At 58.6% G+C, this 19,386-nt stretch carries 16 protein-coding genes; 14 read left to right on the plus strand and 2 right to left on the minus strand.

Features of this window, described 5'->3' with window-relative positions; genetic code table 11:
• The first annotated feature begins 391 nt into the window (after window positions 1-391).
• From ABD050_RS24765 to ABD050_RS24785, 5 genes are all read left to right on the plus strand, one after another.
• A complete protein-coding gene (locus ABD050_RS24765; protein WP_343892216.1) occupies window positions 392-1,435 on the plus strand; it encodes an aldo/keto reductase in 1,044 nt (347 codons plus the stop codon).
• Window positions 1,410-1,901, plus strand: a complete 492-nt coding sequence (locus ABD050_RS24770; RefSeq protein WP_343892217.1) for a cupin domain-containing protein — start codon at window positions 1,410-1,412, stop codon at window positions 1,899-1,901. Before ABD050_RS24765 ends, ABD050_RS24770 begins: the two co-directional genes overlap by 26 nt.
• Window positions 1,902-2,012: 111 nt before the next feature.
• Window positions 2,013-2,804, plus strand: a complete 792-nt coding sequence (locus tag ABD050_RS24775) for an SDR family NAD(P)-dependent oxidoreductase (RefSeq protein WP_343892218.1) — start codon at window positions 2,013-2,015, stop codon at window positions 2,802-2,804.
• Window positions 2,805-2,940: 136 nt separating this feature from the next.
• Window positions 2,941-3,777 (plus strand): SDR family NAD(P)-dependent oxidoreductase, encoded by an 837-nt coding sequence (locus ABD050_RS24780; protein WP_343892219.1) that lies wholly within the window; start codon window positions 2,941-2,943, stop codon window positions 3,775-3,777.
• On the plus strand, window positions 3,777-4,583 hold the full coding sequence (locus ABD050_RS24785; protein WP_343892220.1) for an SDR family NAD(P)-dependent oxidoreductase: 807 nt from the start codon (window positions 3,777-3,779) through the stop codon (window positions 4,581-4,583). Before ABD050_RS24780 ends, ABD050_RS24785 begins: the two co-directional genes overlap by 1 nt.
• 50 nt (window positions 4,584-4,633) lie before the next feature.
• Here the strand turns inward: ABD050_RS24785 and ABD050_RS24790 are convergent, their stop codons facing one another.
• Window positions 4,634-5,638: a zinc-dependent alcohol dehydrogenase family protein gene (locus tag ABD050_RS24790; RefSeq protein WP_343892221.1), complete on the minus strand. Its 1,005-nt coding sequence runs from the start codon at window positions 5,636-5,638 to the stop codon at window positions 4,634-4,636.
• Between the two features lie 369 nt (window positions 5,639-6,007).
• Between ABD050_RS24790 and ABD050_RS24795 the strand changes: the two genes are divergently transcribed.
• The 9 genes from ABD050_RS24795 to ABD050_RS24835 all read left to right on the plus strand — a co-directional run bounded on the left by ABD050_RS24795 (window position 6,008) and on the right by ABD050_RS24835 (window position 17,547).
• Entirely contained in the window at window positions 6,008-7,789 is a 1,782-nt protein-coding gene (locus ABD050_RS24795) for an FAD-binding protein (protein ID WP_343892222.1), read from the plus strand.
• Between the two features lie 106 nt (window positions 7,790-7,895).
• Window positions 7,896-8,882, plus strand: a complete 987-nt coding sequence (locus ABD050_RS24800) for a thiamine pyrophosphate-dependent dehydrogenase E1 component subunit alpha (RefSeq protein ID WP_343892223.1) — start codon at window positions 7,896-7,898, stop codon at window positions 8,880-8,882.
• The gene (locus ABD050_RS24805; RefSeq protein ID WP_343892224.1) at window positions 8,879-9,880 is read left to right on the plus strand and encodes an alpha-ketoacid dehydrogenase subunit beta; all 1,002 of its coding nucleotides are present in this window, start codon (window positions 8,879-8,881) and stop codon (window positions 9,878-9,880) included. The genes ABD050_RS24800 and ABD050_RS24805 overlap by 4 nt, the downstream gene beginning before the upstream one ends.
• 11 nt (window positions 9,881-9,891) lie before the next feature.
• Window positions 9,892-10,122 carry a biotin/lipoyl-containing protein gene (locus ABD050_RS24810; protein WP_343892225.1) on the plus strand — a complete coding sequence of 77 codons (231 nt, stop codon included), beginning with the start codon at window positions 9,892-9,894 and terminating at the stop codon, window positions 10,120-10,122.
• Window positions 10,123-10,802: 680 nt separating this feature from the next.
• Entirely contained in the window at window positions 10,803-11,564 is a 762-nt protein-coding gene (locus ABD050_RS24815) for an SDR family NAD(P)-dependent oxidoreductase (protein WP_343892226.1), read from the plus strand.
• A gap of 70 nt (window positions 11,565-11,634) precedes the next feature.
• Window positions 11,635-13,839 (plus strand): TonB-dependent receptor, encoded by a 2,205-nt coding sequence (locus tag ABD050_RS24820; RefSeq protein ID WP_343892227.1) that lies wholly within the window; start codon window positions 11,635-11,637, stop codon window positions 13,837-13,839.
• A gap of 699 nt (window positions 13,840-14,538) precedes the next feature.
• Window positions 14,539-15,285 (plus strand): enoyl-CoA hydratase/isomerase family protein, encoded by a 747-nt coding sequence (locus ABD050_RS24825; protein ID WP_343892228.1) that lies wholly within the window; start codon window positions 14,539-14,541, stop codon window positions 15,283-15,285.
• A 111-nt stretch (window positions 15,286-15,396) separates the two neighbouring features.
• A complete protein-coding gene (locus tag ABD050_RS24830; protein ID WP_343892229.1) occupies window positions 15,397-16,395 on the plus strand; it encodes an NAD(P)H-dependent flavin oxidoreductase in 999 nt (332 codons plus the stop codon).
• 105 nt (window positions 16,396-16,500) lie between these two features.
• Window positions 16,501-17,547, plus strand: coding sequence for an NAD(P)H-dependent amine dehydrogenase family protein (locus ABD050_RS24835; RefSeq protein ID WP_343892230.1), 1,047 nt, complete (start codon window positions 16,501-16,503; stop codon window positions 17,545-17,547).
• A 238-nt stretch (window positions 17,548-17,785) separates the two neighbouring features.
• On the opposite strand, the gene ABD050_RS24840 is transcribed toward ABD050_RS24835, so the two are convergent.
• On the minus strand, window positions 17,786-19,333 hold the full coding sequence (locus tag ABD050_RS24840) for a long-chain-fatty-acid--CoA ligase (protein WP_343892231.1): 1,548 nt from the start codon (window positions 19,331-19,333) through the stop codon (window positions 17,786-17,788).
• Window positions 19,334-19,386 lie beyond the last annotated feature (53 nt).

The following is a 19,386-nucleotide window of genomic DNA, read 5'->3' on the forward strand; positions in this document are numbered from 1 at the left end:
ACGATCGCCCAAGCCGTCAAGCTAAAGCACTGATATCACTCACCTTAATTTCGGATCAGCCTCTTAGCGATCCAATAGTGCCCTTGGTGAGAGTCCTCGCTGACCGTTAGGAAGTCGGACCGTCAATTTTTGACTACTTCTACGGCGACGTTTGCGCATGTTTGCGTCTGCCCTCCGTATCCACATGCACCGGCCGGTATTGTTTCCGTCCGTCCAAACATCCGACTCCTGATATTTATCTCGCCATCGCGTCCACCTCTTCCCCATGTTGCCTTGCTCTCGTAACCATCGCGCGTAGTTTAGGTGATTATCACGATGGAAATTGAATTCGTGTGGGCCACCTCCACGGGGCTGCATTCTGATAAAATTGTATCTCCAGGAGCTTGACTAGATGGAGCAGCGCCCCCTCGGACAAACTGGAATTTCGGTGAGCGCCTTCGGGCTTGGCGTCATGACATTTGGCGGCCAGACGCCCGAAGAAGATGCGTTCGGCCAACTCGACCGCGCGTTTGCGGCAGGTGTAACGTTCTTCGATACGGCAGAATGTTATCCGTCGCCGATCTCCTCAGCGACGCAAGGGCAATCAGAAGCGATATTGGGCCGCTGGATCATGTCACGAGGCATCCGCGATCGTGTCGTGATCGGGACCAAGGTGAGTGGTCCCGGTAGCCCCGTCGGAGATATGAGCCACATTCGCGGCAAAGATCGCCGGCTAGACGGCGAAAACATCCGGCAGGCCGTCGAGCATAGCCTGCGGCGGCTCAAGACGGATTATATTGATCTTTATCAGGTCCATTGGCCCGAGCGAGTCAATCCGACTTTCGGTCGCTCGCGATATTCTTACATTCCGGACAAAAGCCGCCAGGTGTCGATCGAAGAGACCCTGCTAGCGCTCGGTCGATTGAAGGATGAGGGCAAGATCCGGGCCATAGGTATATGTAACGAAACGCCTTGGGGCGCGATGCATTACCTGTCGTCCGCCGAGCGCCATGGATTGGCCCGAATCGCGTCAATTCAGAACAGCTACAGTCTGCTGGATCGATCGTTCGAACTCGGTCTCGCCGAAGTCGCTGTTCGCGAACAGGTTGGCCTTATCGCCTGGTCGCCGCTCGCCGGAGGTCTCCTCACCGGCAAATACGGCCTCGACGGGCAGGCAATTTCGGGAAGTCGATCGAGCGACGGGCTCGTGCATTTTTCGAACGACCGTCGGCGCGCGACACTTGCCTATGCCGAGATTGCAAAAGCCAACGGCTTGTCTCTTCCGAACATGGCGCTCGCCTTCGCCCGACAAATGCCCTTCATGACGTCGGTGCTCATCGGTGCGAGTTCATTGTCTCAGCTCGAAATGAACCTTGGAGCGCTTGATATCGGGCTTTCCGAAGATGTGACGCGCGCCATCAACGAGGTCCATGACCGCGGACCTAACCCCCTCTGATCCATCGCTTCCTGCATTGAAAGGCTTGCCTATGTCTCGTCGTATTGTCTCTGGCCTCGATAGCGAGGGAAAAAGCGCAATCCTGATCGATGAGGAATTGCAGTTCAACGAGACGGGGGGAATACTGGCCTGGCTGACAACCAGCGTGCCGGCCGACAACACCGGGACGCCGCCAGCCGATGTTGTCCTGAGCCTGGAGCTCATGCAATCGGCGGCAAGCACTTTCATCGTCGTGCGCATTCCCCCCGGGACGGGGTCTGAAATGCATGCGACCGACACGATCGACTACATCACGATGATTTCCGGTCGAATTACATTCGGGGTGGAGACCGGGTCTCTCACGCTGTCGCCGGGCGACGTTCTGGTCGACCGGGGCATTGTCCACAGCTGGCGAAATGATGGCGACGAGGACGCTGTATATACCGTCGTCGCAATGCCCGCGTCGCCTGTCGTTCCTCGCCCGTGACCATGCGGCCCGGCTGGCGAGAGCCGGGCGAGGGGAGAACCGGCTATCTGCCATTGGACAGCCGAGACCATGAATTGATGGATACCGATGGCGCATCCGATGAGGAATTGAATGGCTATAAACATCCTTCCCCGTTCGCGCCTTGAAGAGGCGTTCGGCCTTGTTGGCAAGCGCGCGATCGTTACCGGCGCCGGCTCCGGTCTTGCCGAGTCCATCGCGAAAACGTTGGCCATGGCCGGGGCCAGCGTCGTCGTGGCCCACGATGACATTGCTCAAGCCGAGCGGGTCGTCAGCGAAATTGCCGCTAACGGCGACACTGCGCGCGCTGCTATGTGTGACGTAACTGACGAAGCGTCCATCATCGCGTTGATGGCCGACGAGGAAGAACCGGACATCGTCGTGCTTGGCGCAATGCAGCAGGGCGGGGTGCCCGCGGTGGACATGAGCGCGGCCCAATGGGATGCAATGTTCGCGATCAATACCCGCGGCGCGTTCCTTACGGCGCGCGAGGCGATCAAGCGGATGGTAGCCGCAGGGCGCGGAGGTCGGATCATCGCCTTGAGCACGATCGGCTCCCAACGCCCGATGCTTCGCGGAAACGCGGCCTATGGCTCCTCCAAAGCCGCGCTCAACCAATTGTGCCGCAATCTCGCATTCGAACATGCCGCCGACGGCATCCGGGTAAACGCAATCTTGCCGGGCGCTTTTCCGACCAACGCACCTAGGATGCCGGGCGCCGAAGACTTTGCGCCCAGCGGGCCCGGGCTCACGATGACCCGTCACCTGAGCGGCATGGGCGAGCCGGCCGATATGGGATGGCTCGCGGTCTATCTCGCCAGCCCGGCCGCCCAGTACATTACCGGCCAAAGCTTCGTGATCGACGGTGGCTTCCAGGTTGGCTGAACCGGCTCGCGTCCCGCAACCGGGAACTGGATTGGCCGAAATTTTCGCGCGTGATTTGACGCATTACCTCCCAACTTTATAGCGTACAGTTGATAGAAACGAATCGCATTCCAAAGATCGTGCGAGAGGATCAGATATGGCCAAACAGGACATCCCCGGTGGGGACCCAACTCCACCTCGCCTTGCTGGCCGTGTCGCCATCGTCGCCGGAGCCGGTGGCGCAATCGGCCGAGGGATCGCACTGCGCCTCTGTCGTGAGGGCGCGTCGGTTGCCATCGTCGATGCCGACCCTGAGGCTGCACAGCAGGCATCGGAAATGATCCGTGAAACCGGCGGATCGGCTTGGGCAGCGGGGGATTCGCCGTCCGACCGCACCACAGCCGATGTCGCGGTAGAGCGCGTACTTTCACGGTTTGGCCAAATCGATATCCTGGTGGCAGCCGCGGACTACCGCACACATTGGCAACCGATTGCGGATAAAAGCGCAGCGTCCTTCGCTGAGGCCATGAGGTCGTTCAACGAAGCCCTCTTTCTGATGCAGGCGGTTTACCCGGTGATGCGCCAGGCCGGCGGCGGATCGATCATTGCGTTGGGAACGACCTACGGCCATTTCACGCAGCCCTATATCGCCGATTACATCGCGGCGAAGGAAGCGATCAAGGCCATGGTCCGTAGCGCTGCCCAGGAATGGGGGCCGTTCAATATCCGCGTAAACCTGCTCGAGGCCGCGGCCGATACCAAAGAGTTTCAGTTATACCGTACTCGGCGGGGCGCCGAGGAGATCGATGCGGCGCTGGCGATGGTGCCAATCCCTTACCGGGGAGACGTCGTGCGTGACATTGGCGGGGCTGCGTTGTTTCTTGCCTCGGACGATTCCCGTTACATAACTGGCGAAATCATCCGAGCCGATGGTGGCGAACATCTGGCAACGCCGGTTTTCGAGCCTGACCTCACGCTGGCGGAGTTGATATAATGGGTCGCATGAAGGGGCGTGTCGCCATTGTGACCGGCGCCACACAGGGCATCGGTAAAGGTATCGCCCTGCGCCTGGCGTCCGAGGGTGCGCGGATCGTCTTTTGCTCGCGCAACGAGGCGAGAAGCGAGGACGTGCTCGCGCAAATCGCCGCGCGAGGCGGGCGGGGCGTCTACATTCGCGCGGACTTGACCCAAAAGGACCAGGCCGAAAACCTTGTCGCCGAAGCGGCGAAACAGTTCGGCAGGGTCGATATCCTGATCAACAACGCGCAGAGCCGTACGCCACCCGGCACGATCATGGAGAAGAACGCAGACGACTTTCGCGGGCTGTTCGAAGGCGGTGTCATGGGAAGCCTTTGGACAATGCAGGAGGCGTTCCCGCACATGCGCGAAGCCGGATGGGGACGGATCGTGAATTTCAGTTCGTTCAGCGTTTCCGTCGGCATGGCCAAGAAGGTAGATTACAACGTGGCCAAGGCCGGCATTGCCGCACTGACAAAGACTGCAGCCCAGGAATGGGGTCGATACGGCATCACGGTAAACGCCGTCTGCCCGGCAGGAGCGAACGAAGCGATTCAGGCGTTCCTCGACAGTAACCCGGCCGCCGCTGCCTCCATTCGTGAGGAAATTCCTCTCGGCCGCCTGGGTGATTGCGAGCTGGATATTGGTGCGGCAGTGGTCGGGTTGGTGTCCGATGAAATGGCGTTCGTGACCGGGCACGTGCTAATGCTTGATGGCGGCGGCCATCTCAGGCCGATCGCCGCAGCGGGCAAGCTGCCGGTGAAAACCGCCTCCGCTTCTTAGTCGATTTCCCTCGAGTAACATTGAAGAACGTGCGGCGCGAGACGCTGACGTCACGTCGCTGAAATGGCGATCTTTCCGACGTGCTGCCGCCGCCCAAAATATTCGAACGCTTCGCGAAGCGACGACAATGGGAAAGTTGTGTCGATTACCGGCGAGATCCCGGTGCGCTCGACGGCGGCGATCATCGCCTCCTGATGCTCCCTGCTTCCCACCGTTATCCCGCTGATCCGACGATTGGCGTGAAGCATCGCCTGGGGGGCGAACGCGATCGATTCCAGACTGAGCACTCCGACTAAGCAGAGCCTGCCGCCCGTGCGAAGCGAACTCAAGGATTGCGTCAGGTCTCCGCCCGACACTTCGATAAGGTGGTCGGCGCCGCCATCGGCCAGTTTGCGCACCGCCAGACCCCATTCGGGATCAAACCGATCGACGACTCCATGGGCGCCGAGCGCCCGCAGCCGATCCGCCTTTTCCGGGCTTCCTGTAGTGGCGATGACACGGGCACCGGCGGCACGCGCAAATTGGAGAGCGAACATCGACACACCGCCGGTTCCCTGAACGACGACCGAATCTCCCGGACGCAACGATCCTTCGACGAACAGCGATCGCCAGGCGGTGAGCCCGGCACAGGGCAAACACGCTGCCGCGACCGCGTCGAGCGTCGCCGGGGCCTTCGTGAAGCCCGCTTCGGGCATGACGACGTAGCTGGCACCGAACCCGTCGATATGGTCGCCCCGCATCTGTGCAACACCGTCGGCATAGGCGTCGCCGCGATGCCAATCCGGAAAGAAAGTGCCCATCACTGTGTCGCCAACGCTGAACCGTTGCGCCTGGGGGCCGCACGCCTCAATCACCCCTACGCCATCGGCCAGAGGGATGCGACCCGGCGTGGTCGCTATGACTCCGGTTGCGATGAGGTAATCATGGAAGTTCAGCGAACTCGCCTCGATCCGAACAAGAATTTCATTCCCTGCAGGGGGGCGCGGCTTCATCGGAACGGAAGCCAGCTTCGTGAGCTTTTGGTCAGCCGCAATCTCGTATTTGATCAAACCCATGTTTCTGGCTCCCCTCACAGATTCGCTTTGTAAATCAGCAAAGCGCAAACCTCGCACCCAGGATCAGCGCGTGCCCGACCGGCGCAAACACTTATTCCATTCGTGATGCATGATCCCTGTGGCCGTCACGCATTTCGTCTGGTTCATCGTGCGATCCGCGTGAGACAGTCGTCGTCGGCGTGAACTCAGGCTCTCTGCGGTAACCGGCGCAAACTCCCGTCTTGGAGACACGGTTCGCGTCAATCCCGCCGCGCGGTACAGACTAATGTTGGCCTTCAAATTCACCTCGACCGGCAGGTGGGGCGGGGCCGGCCGTCGGTTGACTTTGCCCCTTTCACATTTAAACTGCATGCGAAAGGGAGAGCCGTAATGAGCAAGAAGCTCGTCAATTCGCTGGAATTTGCGCGGAAATTCACTCAGGTCGAAGACGCTCGCGTCGTTGCTGATCCAGGCGAGATCACTTGGAACGAGGAAAGCGATTTTGTTGTCGTCGGTTATGGAGGCGCCGGGGTTGCGGCTGCCAACCAGGCGGCGGATGGCGGCCTTGAAGTCATCGCGCTCGACCGTTGCGACGGGGGCGGCGCCACCAAGATGAACGGCGGCATCATGTATTTCGGTGGCGGCACATGGGTGCAGAAAGAATCCGGATATGACGACACGCCAGAAGAAATGTTCATTTATCTCAAGCGGGAATTGCGGGACGCGGTGACGGATGAGACACTCCGCGCTTTCTGTGAAAGTGGCCCGGAAACGATCAAGTGGCTTGAAAAGCACGGAGTCGAGTTCAAGGCCTCGGCCTATCCGACAAAGACCAGTTACCCCAGTGAGGGATATTATCTGTATCATCCCGACAATAGCCTCCTGAAGCGCTTCAGGACCAACAGGCGGCCGTCGCCGCGAGGGCACAAGGCGGTGTCTGAAGCGAAGGATGCAATAGGCTCTGGGATCGGCATCTTCCGCCCGCAGGAAGAATCGGCGGCCAGGGCCGGCGTTCGCGTTTATGGCCAGTGCCAGGTTCGGCAAATGATTGTCGACACAAAGGGTGCCGTCGTAGGCCTGAAGGCGCGGCGCGTGCCGGTCGGAACAGCTGCCCACGCCGCGCTGGTCAAAGCCCAGCAATCGATGAACAAGTGGCTGTTCGTCTATCCCAACAGTTACCCCGGCGGGAAGATCCCCTATGGGATTGCCAAATATTACGAGCGCAAGGCAAGCCGGATCGAAGCCGAGCATGGCGAGGATTTCTTCGTCCGTGCGCGCAAGGGTGTTTGCCTGTCCAGCGGCGGTTTCATCTTTAACACCGAGATGCTCCGACACTATGCGCCGACGTGCGCGGACGTGGCGACGCTCGGCACGCCAGCGGATGATGGCAGTGGAATACTCCTCGGCCATTCGGCTGGTGGTGTGATGACCGAGATGGACGAGGTCTCCATCTGGCGCCACATGAGTCCACCGAAGTCATGGCCCAAAAACATGATCGTGAACGCCCGGGGCAATCGGTTCGTCGATGAGGCGTCGTACGGTGCCGATATCGGGCGCGAGATGATGAAGCCGGAGTCGGGGGGGCGGGCCTGGCTCATCCTTGATGCCAATATGTGGAAGCAAGCAAATCTCGACCTCAAGGACAAGAAGCTCGTTACGTTCCAGAAGCTTCCGCCCAAAGCTTCCATGTTGTTCGGGTCCAAGAAGGCGCCTACTCTGGAGGCCTTGTGCAAGAAAGTCGGGATCAATCATGCCGGACTTCTCACTACTCTCGAGACATATCGACGGGCCGCCGCCGGAGAGATTGCGGACCCATTCGAAAAAGACAGCGGGGACATGGTGGTCCCTAAGGACGGGCCATTTTATGCAGTCGACGTCGGCGTCAATACGCCGCTGAACCCTGCGTACGCAATCACGGTTGGCGGGCTTCTGGTAGACGAGAAGTCGGGTCTGGTCATGCGGGAAGATGGTACTACCATCCCCGGACTTTACTCCGCAGGGCGGACGGCTGTCGGCTTATGCACTCGTCTTTACCTGAGCGGCTTGTCAGCGAGTGATTGCATCTTTTCCGGTCGACGCGCCGGTCGGCATGCCGCCGATGCGACGATCGACCATTCGCCCATCCATCAAGGCGTCAGCGCGGTCTGGCCGCAGGAAGAGTTGGTCGGTTGACGAACCCGTGAGGTCCACAACTGGCGCGACGCGCGCTTGATTGAGTGGATACGTGCCGGAGGCCGGCACCCACCTCGGAACTGGCCCAATGATGGAGAGCTATCGCATGACGAGCAACGCCGCACCCGACAGTGCAACCCAATTGGAAATTTACAAGCGGGTCGCTCTGCTGAAGGCAAATGACGAGCGCAGCCGCAAGGTCATCATGACCGGTCGCCTCGTCATGCCCTATTACAGTTATCGCGGGCAGGAGGTGATCCCGTCGGCGCTGGCAGCGACGTTGACCGACGACGACTATTGGGTGACGATCTACCGGGGCATCCACGACATGCTCGCCAAAGGCATGCCCCTCAACGATCTCTGGGCCGAAATCGCCGGTCGACGTGACGGCATATGCAAGGGCAAGGGCGGCCCGATGCATCTGACCTATCCGAAGAAGGGTATCATGGTCACCACCGGGGTCGTCGGGTCGTCAATGCCAATCGCCAACGGCATCGCCTGGGGTTCTCAACTCTCCGGGAACAACCGCGTGACGGTGGCGACATTCGGGGACGGTGCCTCCAACATCGGCGCCTTTCATGAGAGCCTTAACCTGGCCTCATTGTGGAAACTGCCTGTAATCTTCCTGTGTCAGAACAATCTCTATGCCGAGCATACCACGTTCGAGAAGCATTGTTCGGTGCCGCGCGTCGCCGACCGCGCGAGTTCCTATAACATGCCCGGCGTGCGGGTGGACGGCAACGACCCGATCGCCATGTATGCTGCCGCGCGTGAGGCAGTGGACCGCGCCCGCGCCGGCGAAGGCCCGACCCTGATCGAGGCGATGACCTTCCGCTTTCATGGTCATGTGTTCGGCGACGCGGACGGGTATATGGACAAGACCCAGAAGAAGGCGGCGATGGCGGCTGATCCGGTGCCGGTCTTCCGCGCCCGCGTGATCGCTGAGGGCATCGCCACCGAGGATCAGCTTGCAACGATCGAGACTGAAATCGAATCCCGGATCGACGCGGCGGTGGAATTTGCGCTGGGCTCGCCATTCCCCGAACTCGATGAACTCACCAAGGATGTCTACGCTGAAGGATTGGCGGCATGAACGAGACCGCGACCAAGGTGAAGACCGTCACCATCCTCCAGGCTATCAACGCCGCTATCACCGATGCGATGGCCGATGACGAGAGCATCCTGGTGCTGGGTGAGGACGTGGCCGATCCCGAGGAAGGCGGTATCCTCGGTGTGACCAGAGGCCTGTCCTCCCGCTTCGGAGATATGCGCGTACGCTCCACGCCGATCGCCGAGCAGGCGATCGTCGGCGCGGCCATTGGCGCCAGCCTTGTGGGCTACAAGCCGATCGCCGAAATCATGCTGATGAACTTCACCACGGTTGCGATGGACATGATCGTCAATCATGCGGCCAAGCTACGATTCATGTCCGGTGGCCAGACGCATGTCCCGATCGTCGTCCGTACCATGACCGGGACCGGATTTGCTTCCGGCGGACAGCATTGCGACTATCTCGAGGCGTGGTTTGCCCATACGCCCGGTATGAAAGTGGTCGCGCCTTCAAACCCGGCCGACGCTTATGGCCTGATGCGGGCAGCAATCGACGATCCCGATCCGGTGCTCTATATCGAGAATCTGCCGGCATACTGGACGCCGGGCGAGCCTGCGGAGACCGGTCATGTCGTGCCTCTTGGCAAAGCCCGTATCGTGCGTGAGGGCACTGATGTTACTATCATCAGCTATTCGCGTGTCCTTACCGAAGTGGTTGCGGCCGTCGAGGAGATGGAAGCTGCGGGGGTGAGCGCCGAGATTATCGACCTCCGGACCATTTCGCCCTGGGACAGGGAAACCGTGTTCGCGTCGGTCGCCAAAACCGGGCGTTGCCTCATCACCCACGAAGCCGTGACAGAGTTCGGCGTGGGCGCGGAGATCGCCGCGACCCTGCAATCGGAGTTCTTCGGCAAGTTGAAGGCAGCGGTCGGACGTCTCGGCGCGCCTTACGCACCCGTTCCCTTCTCCAAGCCGCTTGAAAATGCCTACGCGCCAACCGCCACGCGCATCGCCAAGGCAGCAATTGCGCTAACGAAATAAGGTATCTCACTATGGCTATCGAAGTGCTTCTTCCCAAGCTCGGCTTTTCGATGAACGAGGGCACTATCGCCGAGTGGCTGGTCGCCGATGGCGGACAAGCTGTCGAAGGCGATCCGCTGTTCGCGCTTGAGAGTGACAAATCGACCAATGAGATCGAAAGCCCCGCCTCCGGCACACTCCGGATACTGAAGCCCGCAGGCGACGTGTATGAAGTCGGAACGGTGCTCGCTGTCATCGAATGATGGCTCGGCCGCGACCATCCTTGGTCGGGAGTGTCTGCGGCAGCGATAAATTGTCGCATGATGGCATTGCTGGTACTTGCCAACCAAGCAGACGGTGCTCGACATCCGGCTCAGGCCGATAACGACACCCGCCCTTGTCTGGCACCCCTCTGGCCAAGGGGCGGACGGCACCTTGAAGGCGGATTCCCAGACCTGTCCCTTCGACTGACTCTGAGCGCGACTTGTCGAGCATCGCATCCGCTAGCAAGCGTTTCCCATCCGAGACCTCTGTATCGCCACATCTGGTGTCGATCATCTTCGCGCGATCTGCATCCGGCATGTATTCCGTCGCCTTACCTACGTGTTTTACCGAAATATCATCGGCTATAAAGTATGAATAAGCGTTGGAATCATGCCCTTACTCTACGTTTCAACATAGCATGGCAAACAAGGTCGTTATTATTTCTGTAATTTCACGTTCCACCATAAATCCACCGGAGGATGTCGTCTCAGCCTTGTCGCTCTTGAATGTCAATGTCGCGCAGCTGACCTAGCTTCAATCATAAATGGGATTCTTGGGCGGCCCTTCTGACATTTTGCTTTACCCGATGCCCGCAAAATGGGCATCTTTGGTTCTCAAGCTGATCAGAAATCGAAACTATCCAAAAGAATTTCGCGCAGCTTCAGTTCAGGAGAGGTATATGGGTATTCTGCAAGACCGTGTCGCCATCGTAACCGGGGCGAGCTCGGGGGCTGGCCAAGGCGCCGCTCGTCGCTTCGCCGAAGAAGGTGCCATCGTTGTTGCCAGTGCGCGTCGCATGGATCGCCTGGAAGCGCTCGTTAAAGACATAAAGGCCAAAGGCGGCAAGGCGATCGCCGTGCGCTGCGATGTCTATAAGGAGGACGAGATCGACAACGTCGTGCAAGCCGCGATTACGGAATTCGGGAAGATCGATGTCCTGGCTAATATCGGACAAGGCGCTCTCGATCAGCAGACCTATCTCGTCGACACGACGAAGCAGCACGCGTTCGATTCATATATAGGCGGCCCCCTGCAGAGCCTCCTTTTCATGCAGAAATGCTTCCCGTATATGAAGGAGCGGAATTACGGTCGCATAGTTAACTGCGGTTCGCAGTCTGCGCTTATGGGGCTGCCTGGTTTTGCGGCTTATCAGATGGCGAAGGCGGCGGTTCAGGCGCTGACGCGAACGGCTTCGCAAGAGTGGGCGAAGTACGGGATTACGACCAACGTAATCCTTCCCGCGCACTGGTCCGATGCGTTTGCGCTATCTCCGCAGGGTATCGAAGCGGGCAACGCCGCCGCCGCGGCGTCTCCGATGGGGCGTCTTGGACAGCCTTATGAGGACGTTTCGCCAATGATCGCTTTTCTTGCGAGCGAAGGCGCAGGCTATATCAATGGACAGTCGATCGCGATCGATGGAGGTGTTCGCTTGATCGCATAGGCGGACTGTACCAATTGTAGTTCAAGAGTGGGATATTCAATAACATTTAACATTGGGAGGGGAACTAGACATGAAAAATAGAAAACTGATTCTTTGTGCATCTGCCGCTTTGGTCACTCTGACGACCGCGCCGTCCGCACTTGCGCAGTCTGCGCCTGAGGCCGCGCAGCCGGGTGGCGGACTTGAGGACATCATCGTCACCGCGCGGCGCACGGACGAAAATCTGCAGAACGTCCCGGTTGCCGCCTCGGTCCTGTCGGGCGAAGCGCTCTCGCGTCAGGGCATTGCGACGACCCGCGACCTGCAATTCAGCGCTCCGAGCCTCGTCGTTAATGCGGACCCGCTGGGCGGTTCGAGCACGCCGATCATCCAGTTGCGTGGTCAGACCTCCCCGCTCGGCACGGATAACACCGTTGTCACCTATTTTGGTGACGTGCCCGTCGATGCTCGCGTACTTGCTGCTGGTGTTTATGATCTGGCCTCGGTTCAGGTGATCCGCGGTCCGCAAGGCACTCTGTTCGGCAAGAACAGCACGGGCGGCGCCGTGGTTTTCACGCCGCAGAGGGCCACGGCCGACGAGGTCAAGGGTTTCGCGGAAGTCACCGTTGGTAATTACAACCTTCATCAATTCACCGGAGCGGTGAACCTGCCAATCATCAAAGATGTTCTGGCGATACGCTTTTCCGGACAAACTACCGATCAGGACGGGTTCGCAAAAAACCTTGCCGGGCCGGACGGAAACGATAAGCACTGGCAAGCTGGGCGTGTGGTAATAAACTTCACCCCTGGTGACCGGCTGTCGAACCAGACCATGTTTACGTATTTCAATGGGCGGCAGCATATCAATCCCAGCATTTTGAGTCAGATCAGCGGGATATCGTTCTTCATTCCTCCGGTAGTCGATGGCTTCAATCTCCAGCAGAAGCTTGGCCCCCGCACGTTTTCGATGTCAGAATCGATCGCACCTAACAACGACACCAATAAAAGTTATCTCATCGCCAATGTAACCACGTACGACTTCGGTGACATTACGCTGAAAAACATTTTTGGGTACAGCAATACTCACATCAACCTCCGCCAAAACCAGCCCGCCATTGAATTTCATGACATCGACGTTCTTCAGGATAGGCATCTGGATCAGTACAGCGATGAACTTCAGCTGTCAGGAAATTCGCTGAACGGAGGTCTGAAGTGGATTGTCGGCGGTTTCTGGTCGCAGGCCAAAAATACGGTGGATCAGCAATCGCGCCTGTTCTCTCCCACCGTTAATTCCGTTTCCCAGTCCACGGAAAAATATACATCAAAGGCTGTATTCGCACAGGCGACTTATGACTTCACCAATATGGGTCTCAACGGTCTGAAGCTCACCGGTGGTATCCGCAGTACATGGGATACGCGGACTGGATCGAACGTGCAGAGTGTTCCAACGCCTATTCAGACAAAGGGCGATCATATCAGCTGGACCGTCGGACTCGATTATCAGGTGACGCATGATATCCTCTTTTACGTCGCCAGCCGACACAGTTACAAGGCGGGCGGTTTCAACCTGGTCTCTCCGCTTATCCCGAAGTCGAGCCTTATTTACACCCCTGAAACGCTTACCGACATCGAACTGGGCGCGAAGGCCAAATTCAATGTTGGATCGGTTCCGGTTCGTACGAACCTGGCACTGTATCGCGGCTGGTATAAAGATATCCACACGCAGGTCACCGGCACTTGCGGCGGCCTTTCCGGACAGACGTCGCTGATTATCAATGCCGGTAAAGGCTCGCCCAAAGGGGCGGAATTCGAAGTCGAGGCGCTCCTGACTCCGAAGTTTCGAGTATCCGCGTTTTACAACCGAACATTGGGCAAATATGACGACTTTGTTGTTCCGGACATCGCCGGTTGCACGATCTCCTCGGTTCCAAATATAACCGGGCAAAGCTTTGGTAATATCTCCAAAAACACGGCTGGGCTCAACGGCACTTATACATTGCCGCTTCCCGGGGATGCTGGTGAACTTCAACTTAACGGCAATATGTATTATCGAAGTTCACGAGTGGGTAATGCGCTGCTGGGCTTTAACTCCCCGATTGCGGGCTATACCATCTTCAATGCGCGCCTAGACTACAACAATATTGCGGGGAGCCGTTTTGGCGTGGGTGTTTATGTCCACAATATCGGTGACAAGCTATATCTTGTGTCACGCAACATATCTCCTAACGCTGGTTATGACGTGGTGCAGTTTGGTGACCCTCGAAGCTTTGGCATAGTCGGCAAGGTTGAATTTTAAGTGGTTTCAGGGGCCAGGTCTCAGGACCTGGCTCTTATCATGGTTGAATGAGGAGAATTGCCCGGCGGCTGGTAAGCAAGCCCTGGCCTTCCACCTACAATTTCTGGTGTTTTGACCAGCTCTGCATGGTGCACGATGTACGCGTTGCGGTTGCTGTCGGAGCTCTGTCCGCTCCGACAGGTCGAAAATGGAGGAGTATTCTCACGCGACGTGTAGCCGCTTTGAGGCTTGACGCGATACGTTGCGTTACCTCATTTTGCGAGAGGCCCGAGTTAATCGAGGTCGGCCGGGTCGTCGAGGATATCCGGAGTGTCCGACTCGTCAGTTTCACGGGGCATCCGGTGCGCTTCGGGTGGAACGATCGAGCCACCCCTTATCGTGATTGCCGTCGGATCAGGCAGCTCCGAAGGAGCGATACCCCGCCTAGAATCGGAATCAAAGGCGCGCGGTCCGTCCTGATGGCGACGACTGGAAGTCACCCAGTCGGGTAGTCTTGGGAGGGTAGCACCTCGGAATGACCTTCATGCCGAACAATCGGTGGCTCAAAAGCGGAGAGGTTCAAGAAGGCCTATTGACATCCCGCTGGTCGGATATACGCAGATTGCCGATCGGTTGTTTGATAGAACGCCTGTTGGACGCGTGCCGCCGGTTGGTGAGTACGCGCGTTTCTGTGTTCGCCAAGCGAGGAGTTAAGTCATCTTGAGCAGTACGCTGGTAGAGCGGCACGATGCTGATGGGGTCGCGACGATCACGCTCAATCGGCCCGAGGTTCTGAATGCGATTTCGGTCGCCACCTTTCGCGAACTTCGTGCGCATATAGATGCCATATCGGCCGACCCGGAGGGGGTCGGTTGTGTTGTGCTGCGCGGAGCCGGTCGTTCGTTTTGCGCTGGCGCAGACCTCAAGGCTTTCAAGGACCGGAAGCCCACTGATCCGGACCCCACGCCGTTCAATCGTGAGACCATGTCGGTTTTGGCGAGCCTGCCCCAGCCGGTTATCGCGGCGGTCCACGGCCATTGCATGACTGGGGGCCTTGAACTAGCGCTGACAGCCGACATCATTATCGCCGCTGACAACACCCGTTTTGCCGACACGCACCAGAAATGGGGGCTGCATGCGGGCTGGGGCCTGACGCAGCGGCTGCCGCGCCGGATAGGAAGCGCGATGGCGAAGGACATGATGTTCTCAGGCCGCGAGGTTTTGGCCGACGAAGCATTGCGCATCGGGCTGGTCAATCGGGTTGTCCCGCTGGACGACCTGCCCGCCGAGGCACAGGCCTATGCGGCGCAGATTGCCGGACACCCGCGACAGGTGGCTCGCTGGCTCAAGACGACGATTGACGTCGGCGGGGAGCTGCCACTCGCCGAGGGTCTGGATCTGGAAGTCCGGACCAACCCCGGCCGCAACCCTGACCTGGAGGCGCGCCTGTCAAGTGGTGGTTTTTGAGGCGTCTCAATATGGGAAAAGGGCACGAGTAACACGGAGGCGATCGGGTGGATCGTTCCCGGTGGAGTGCTCACCCGCCAGCCACCCGGTCACGATGGACGGATATTAGGAATGCGATTGCTCGACACAGAACCGTTCTCCGGAATGCGACTTCCGCTCGTCGCGGCTCCGATGTTTCTGGTTACGGGCCCGGACATTGTCATTGCCGCATGCAAGGCGGGGATCATGGCGGGCGCGGCTTCGGCCTCGGCCCGTACGGCCGAAGAGTATGACGAGTGGCTGGCGCGTATCACGGAGGAACTCGCCCATTTTGAAACGCAGACTGGGCGGAAGCCCGGGCCGTATGCCGCCAATCTCAGCGCGGGCGCGGGCAAGGACGGTCAGCGCGCTGCGCTGTTCGAACGGCAACTTGAGATTTGCAAGCGCCGCCGTGTGCCGATCGTCATCAGCGTGGGCGGCGCGCCGGCAGATTTGGTGAAAGAGGTGCATGGTTGGGGCGGCGTCGTTTTTCACGATGCGACAAGCGTTCGGCACGCGGAGAAAGCCGCAGAGGCCGGTGTCGATGGTATCAATCTGATCGCCGGAGGAGGGGGGGGGCACGCCGGTACGATCAATCCGTTTGCGCTCGTACCGCAGGTCAGACGGTTTTTCGGCGGCGTCATCGTGCTGGGAGGCGCTATCAGCACGGGCAGCGGCATTCTGGCCTCGCAAGCGCTCGGAGCAGACCTCTGTTACATGGGCACCCGTTTCATCGCCACGCAGGAGTCGATGGCGCCGCAGGCCTACAAAGACATGCTGGTCAGCGCCGAAACGAGCGATATCCTCTACACGCCCGCTTTTACCCAAGGGGTGCCGTGCAACTTCATGAAGTCGTCGATCCGGGCTAACGGATTCGACCCCGACAGGCTTTCCGCTGAAGCAACGCCAGACAATCCCCGGTTTGCCGAGCGGAAACCTTGGCGGGATATCTGGGCGGCGGGGCACGGCGTCGGGCTAATCCAGGATGTTCCAACGGTCGCTCAGTTAGTGGATCGCCTTGAAGAGGAATATAACGTCGCCATTGGCTCTTTGGGCACGCGCGCCAAGTGCTTCGCTAAATCATTAGCATGAAAAGTTTTTGCTGAGCTCCCTTGTCGATTGAACGAACCTGGATTGGCTGGCGGAAGAGAGTACCATCGACGAGATACGTTTAGACTCAATGAGATGGAGAGCAGGATGAAGAAGCGCGTTGTTGTATGGGGCACAGGCCCAATTGGAATGCCCGGCTTGCGCGGGCTGATTGACCATCCCGAATATGAGTTGGTTGGCCTGCTGGCCTGGGCTCCGGAAAAGGTGGGTCGCGATGCAGGCGATATCGCCGGGCGTCAAAAAACCGGCGTCATTGCAACCAACAATCCCGCTGATCTGCTTGCGCTCAAGCCGGATTGCCTAGTCTATCAGGGCAACTATTCCCATCGCGAGGCCGAATGCGTGGCAGACGTAATTCCGTTTCTCGAAGCGGGTATCAATGTGGTCGGGCCGGCACTGATGGACCTTATCGCGCCGGACTTCGGCCGACCAGAGTTCGTCGATCCGATTGCTAAGGCTTGCGAGAAGGGCAATTCGTCGATCTTTTGCGGCGGTACAGACCCGGGCTATATGACCATCGGGCACCTTTTTAGCTTGCTCTCGGGCGCTGGCGCCGTCGACAGCGTGGATGTTTGCGAGATTTCCAATCTCAACGGGTACAGCAGCTTCCTCTCGATCATGAACTGGGGGTTCAATCAGCCCCTCGATTACCGCGCGCCGATGTTTTATGACGATATCGGCAAGGGGTGGCACGAAAGCACCATATGGGGCATCGCGCAGTATCTTGGTGTCGAACTCGACGAGATCGTCCAGACCTATGAGACCGCGGCGCTGGACCATGACTATGACGCGGCGTGGGGCAAAGGCCTCGCCAACACGATCGCTGCTACCCGGTGGACGATGAAGGGCATGTATAAGGGTCAGCCGCTGATCATTTATCGCAAGGTCGAGCGTTGTCATACCGACGCCGGCCCCGAATTCGAACAGCCGCTCAACGGCGCGGAGTGCGGCTATCAGGTGATCATCAAGGGAGACCCTAATATCCATACCGAGATGGCGCTCAGCCTGTACGACGGATGCTCGATCACCGCACTGCATCCGATCAACGCTATTAACGAGGTGTGCGCCGCCAAGCCTGGTATTCTCGGCCAGCTTGATATGCCGCATTTCTGGACCCGGAACGTTCGCCGGTAAGGGACAGTTGCCTGGAAACGGGATCGCGAGCACCCGACGGCCGGGCTGCTCGCGACGGCTGTAGGTTTGATAGAAAGCCGCGCCTGAGAATTTTCGACGAGATGCGCGAAAATGTGAACCTTCTGATTGGGGTGGAAGGTAGCCTCGGTCGGCGGATCTGATACCGAAAGGCCCGCCTGCGACCAAATTCGCAAGCGGGCCATCATGCGGTCGGATAGCTTATGGAGCGGCTCGTTAATTATGCCGTGCCGTGCTCCTTGCGGATCACGATTTTATTGATCTTGCCACTGGGCAGTTTGGGCAGATCATCGACGAAGATAACACTCTTGGGGCATTTATAGCCGGCGATCAGTGTCCGGCAATGGGTGATGATGTCCGCCGCACTCGCGCTCGCACCTTCCCGTAATTGCACGACCGCACGCACGGCTTCACCCCACTTCTCATCCGCAACGCCGATGACGGCCGCATTGGCTACCGCGTCATGCTGGTAAATCGCTTCTTCAACTTCGCGCGAGTAAATATTCTCTCCGCCCGAGACGATCATGTCCTTTTTTCGATCGACAAGATAAATATATCCGTCGCTGTCGAATTTGCCCATATCGCCGCTGTGAAGCCAGCCGTCCCGCAGTGTTTCAAGCGTGGCGTTGGAATTGTTCCAATACCCCTTCATCATGATGGGACCGCGCATCAGAATCTCGCCCGGCTCGTCCACGGCGCAGTCCTTGCCCTCTTCATTAACGATGCGGACAAGGATGCCGGGGAAGGGGATGCCGATGGACTGGAGCCTCCGGCGGTCGCGATCATCACCGTCGGGTAGGTGGGCTTCGATCGGCAATACGATTCCCGACCCCTCGGTTTGCCCATACATTTGCAGGAAAACCGGCCCCAGTTTGGCAAGGCCACGCCGCAGGAGAGCAGTCGGCATGGCTGCCGCAGAATAGACGATCATGCGCAGGCTGCTCAGGTCGTAATCATCAACCCGCGGATGATCGAGCAGCATCTGGATCATGGTCGGCGCCATGTGGGTGATTGTAATCCGCTCATCCTGAATCGTACGCAGAATCAGTTCGGGATCGAAGTCCCGGTGCAGATGGATCGCCCCTGCGCGCCAGCTCTGGCCGAGCGACATGTCCTTTGCCCCGACATGGAACATCGGCATCATCAGGAGTATGCGATCCATGGGTCCGGCAGCCATGAGCGAACTAATCGATTGTGCGCATGCCACCTTGCCGCGATGCGTGAGCATGACGCCCTTCGGGCGTCCGGTCGTGCCGCTGGTGTAGATAATGGAACAGATATCCGTATCTTCGACGATGGCCGAGAAGGACTCGTCACCGGTTTTGATGACGTCGTCATAACTTACGGCCCAATCCGGCGCATTTCCGATACAGACGAAATGCTCTACGGATGTCAGCGACGCGCGAATACCATCGATCAGACCTGTAAACTCTTCCTCGAAGACGAGGATGCGAGGCAGGCTGTCATTGACGATATACGTAACTTCAGGCGGAGCGAAGCGGAAGCTGATCGTCGCGGTGACGAAACCGCCGATTTCACTTGCGGCATAGACTTCACAGATTTCGAGCCTGTTCCGGCTCATGACTGCAACGCGCTCCTGCCTGATGAGGCCGAGTTTCGTCCATGCCGAGGCCAGTCGCTTACCCTGCGCAAGATATTCCGTATGTGATAGCGTTTTCCCCTCGAAGACAAGCGCAGGCGCATCTGAATAGTTGCGAGCGTTCGATTCGAGGAGACTGGCGAGCGTGAAAGAAGGGCCATTGCTCAAGGATATTCTCCATTTATGCGGTGGCGATAGCCAAGAAAATAGGTCCGCATCGA

This window comes from Sphingomonas oligophenolica (assembly GCF_039522915.1).
In the GTDB taxonomy this organism is placed as follows: Bacteria; Pseudomonadota; Alphaproteobacteria; order Sphingomonadales; family Sphingomonadaceae; genus Sphingomonas; species Sphingomonas oligophenolica.

Bases quoted from the DNA above. Each gene is read 5' to 3' on its own strand.
- ABD050_RS24765 (WP_343892216.1), top strand. From the start codon at position 392: ATGGAGCAGCGCCCCCTCGGACAAACTGGAATTTCGGTGAGCGCCTTC.
- ABD050_RS24770 (WP_343892217.1), top strand. From the start codon at position 1,410: ATGACCGCGGACCTAACCCCCTCTGATCCATCGCTTCCTGCATTGAAA.
- ABD050_RS24775 (WP_343892218.1), top strand. From the start codon at position 2,013: ATGGCTATAAACATCCTTCCCCGTTCGCGCCTTGAAGAGGCGTTCGGC.
- ABD050_RS24780 (WP_343892219.1), top strand. From the start codon at position 2,941: ATGGCCAAACAGGACATCCCCGGTGGGGACCCAACTCCACCTCGCCTT.
- ABD050_RS24785 (WP_343892220.1), top strand. From the start codon at position 3,777: ATGGGTCGCATGAAGGGGCGTGTCGCCATTGTGACCGGCGCCACACAG.
- ABD050_RS24790 (WP_343892221.1), bottom strand. From the start codon at position 5,638: ATGGGTTTGATCAAATACGAGATTGCGGCTGACCAAAAGCTCACGAAG.
- ABD050_RS24795 (WP_343892222.1), top strand. From the start codon at position 6,008: ATGAGCAAGAAGCTCGTCAATTCGCTGGAATTTGCGCGGAAATTCACT.
- ABD050_RS24800 (WP_343892223.1), top strand. From the start codon at position 7,896: ATGACGAGCAACGCCGCACCCGACAGTGCAACCCAATTGGAAATTTAC.
- ABD050_RS24805 (WP_343892224.1), top strand. From the start codon at position 8,879: ATGAACGAGACCGCGACCAAGGTGAAGACCGTCACCATCCTCCAGGCT.
- ABD050_RS24810 (WP_343892225.1), top strand. From the start codon at position 9,892: ATGGCTATCGAAGTGCTTCTTCCCAAGCTCGGCTTTTCGATGAACGAG.
- ABD050_RS24815 (WP_343892226.1), top strand. From the start codon at position 10,803: ATGGGTATTCTGCAAGACCGTGTCGCCATCGTAACCGGGGCGAGCTCG.
- ABD050_RS24820 (WP_343892227.1), top strand. From the start codon at position 11,635: ATGAAAAATAGAAAACTGATTCTTTGTGCATCTGCCGCTTTGGTCACT.
- ABD050_RS24830 (WP_343892229.1), top strand. From the start codon at position 15,397: ATGCGATTGCTCGACACAGAACCGTTCTCCGGAATGCGACTTCCGCTC.
- ABD050_RS24835 (WP_343892230.1), top strand. From the start codon at position 16,501: ATGAAGAAGCGCGTTGTTGTATGGGGCACAGGCCCAATTGGAATGCCC.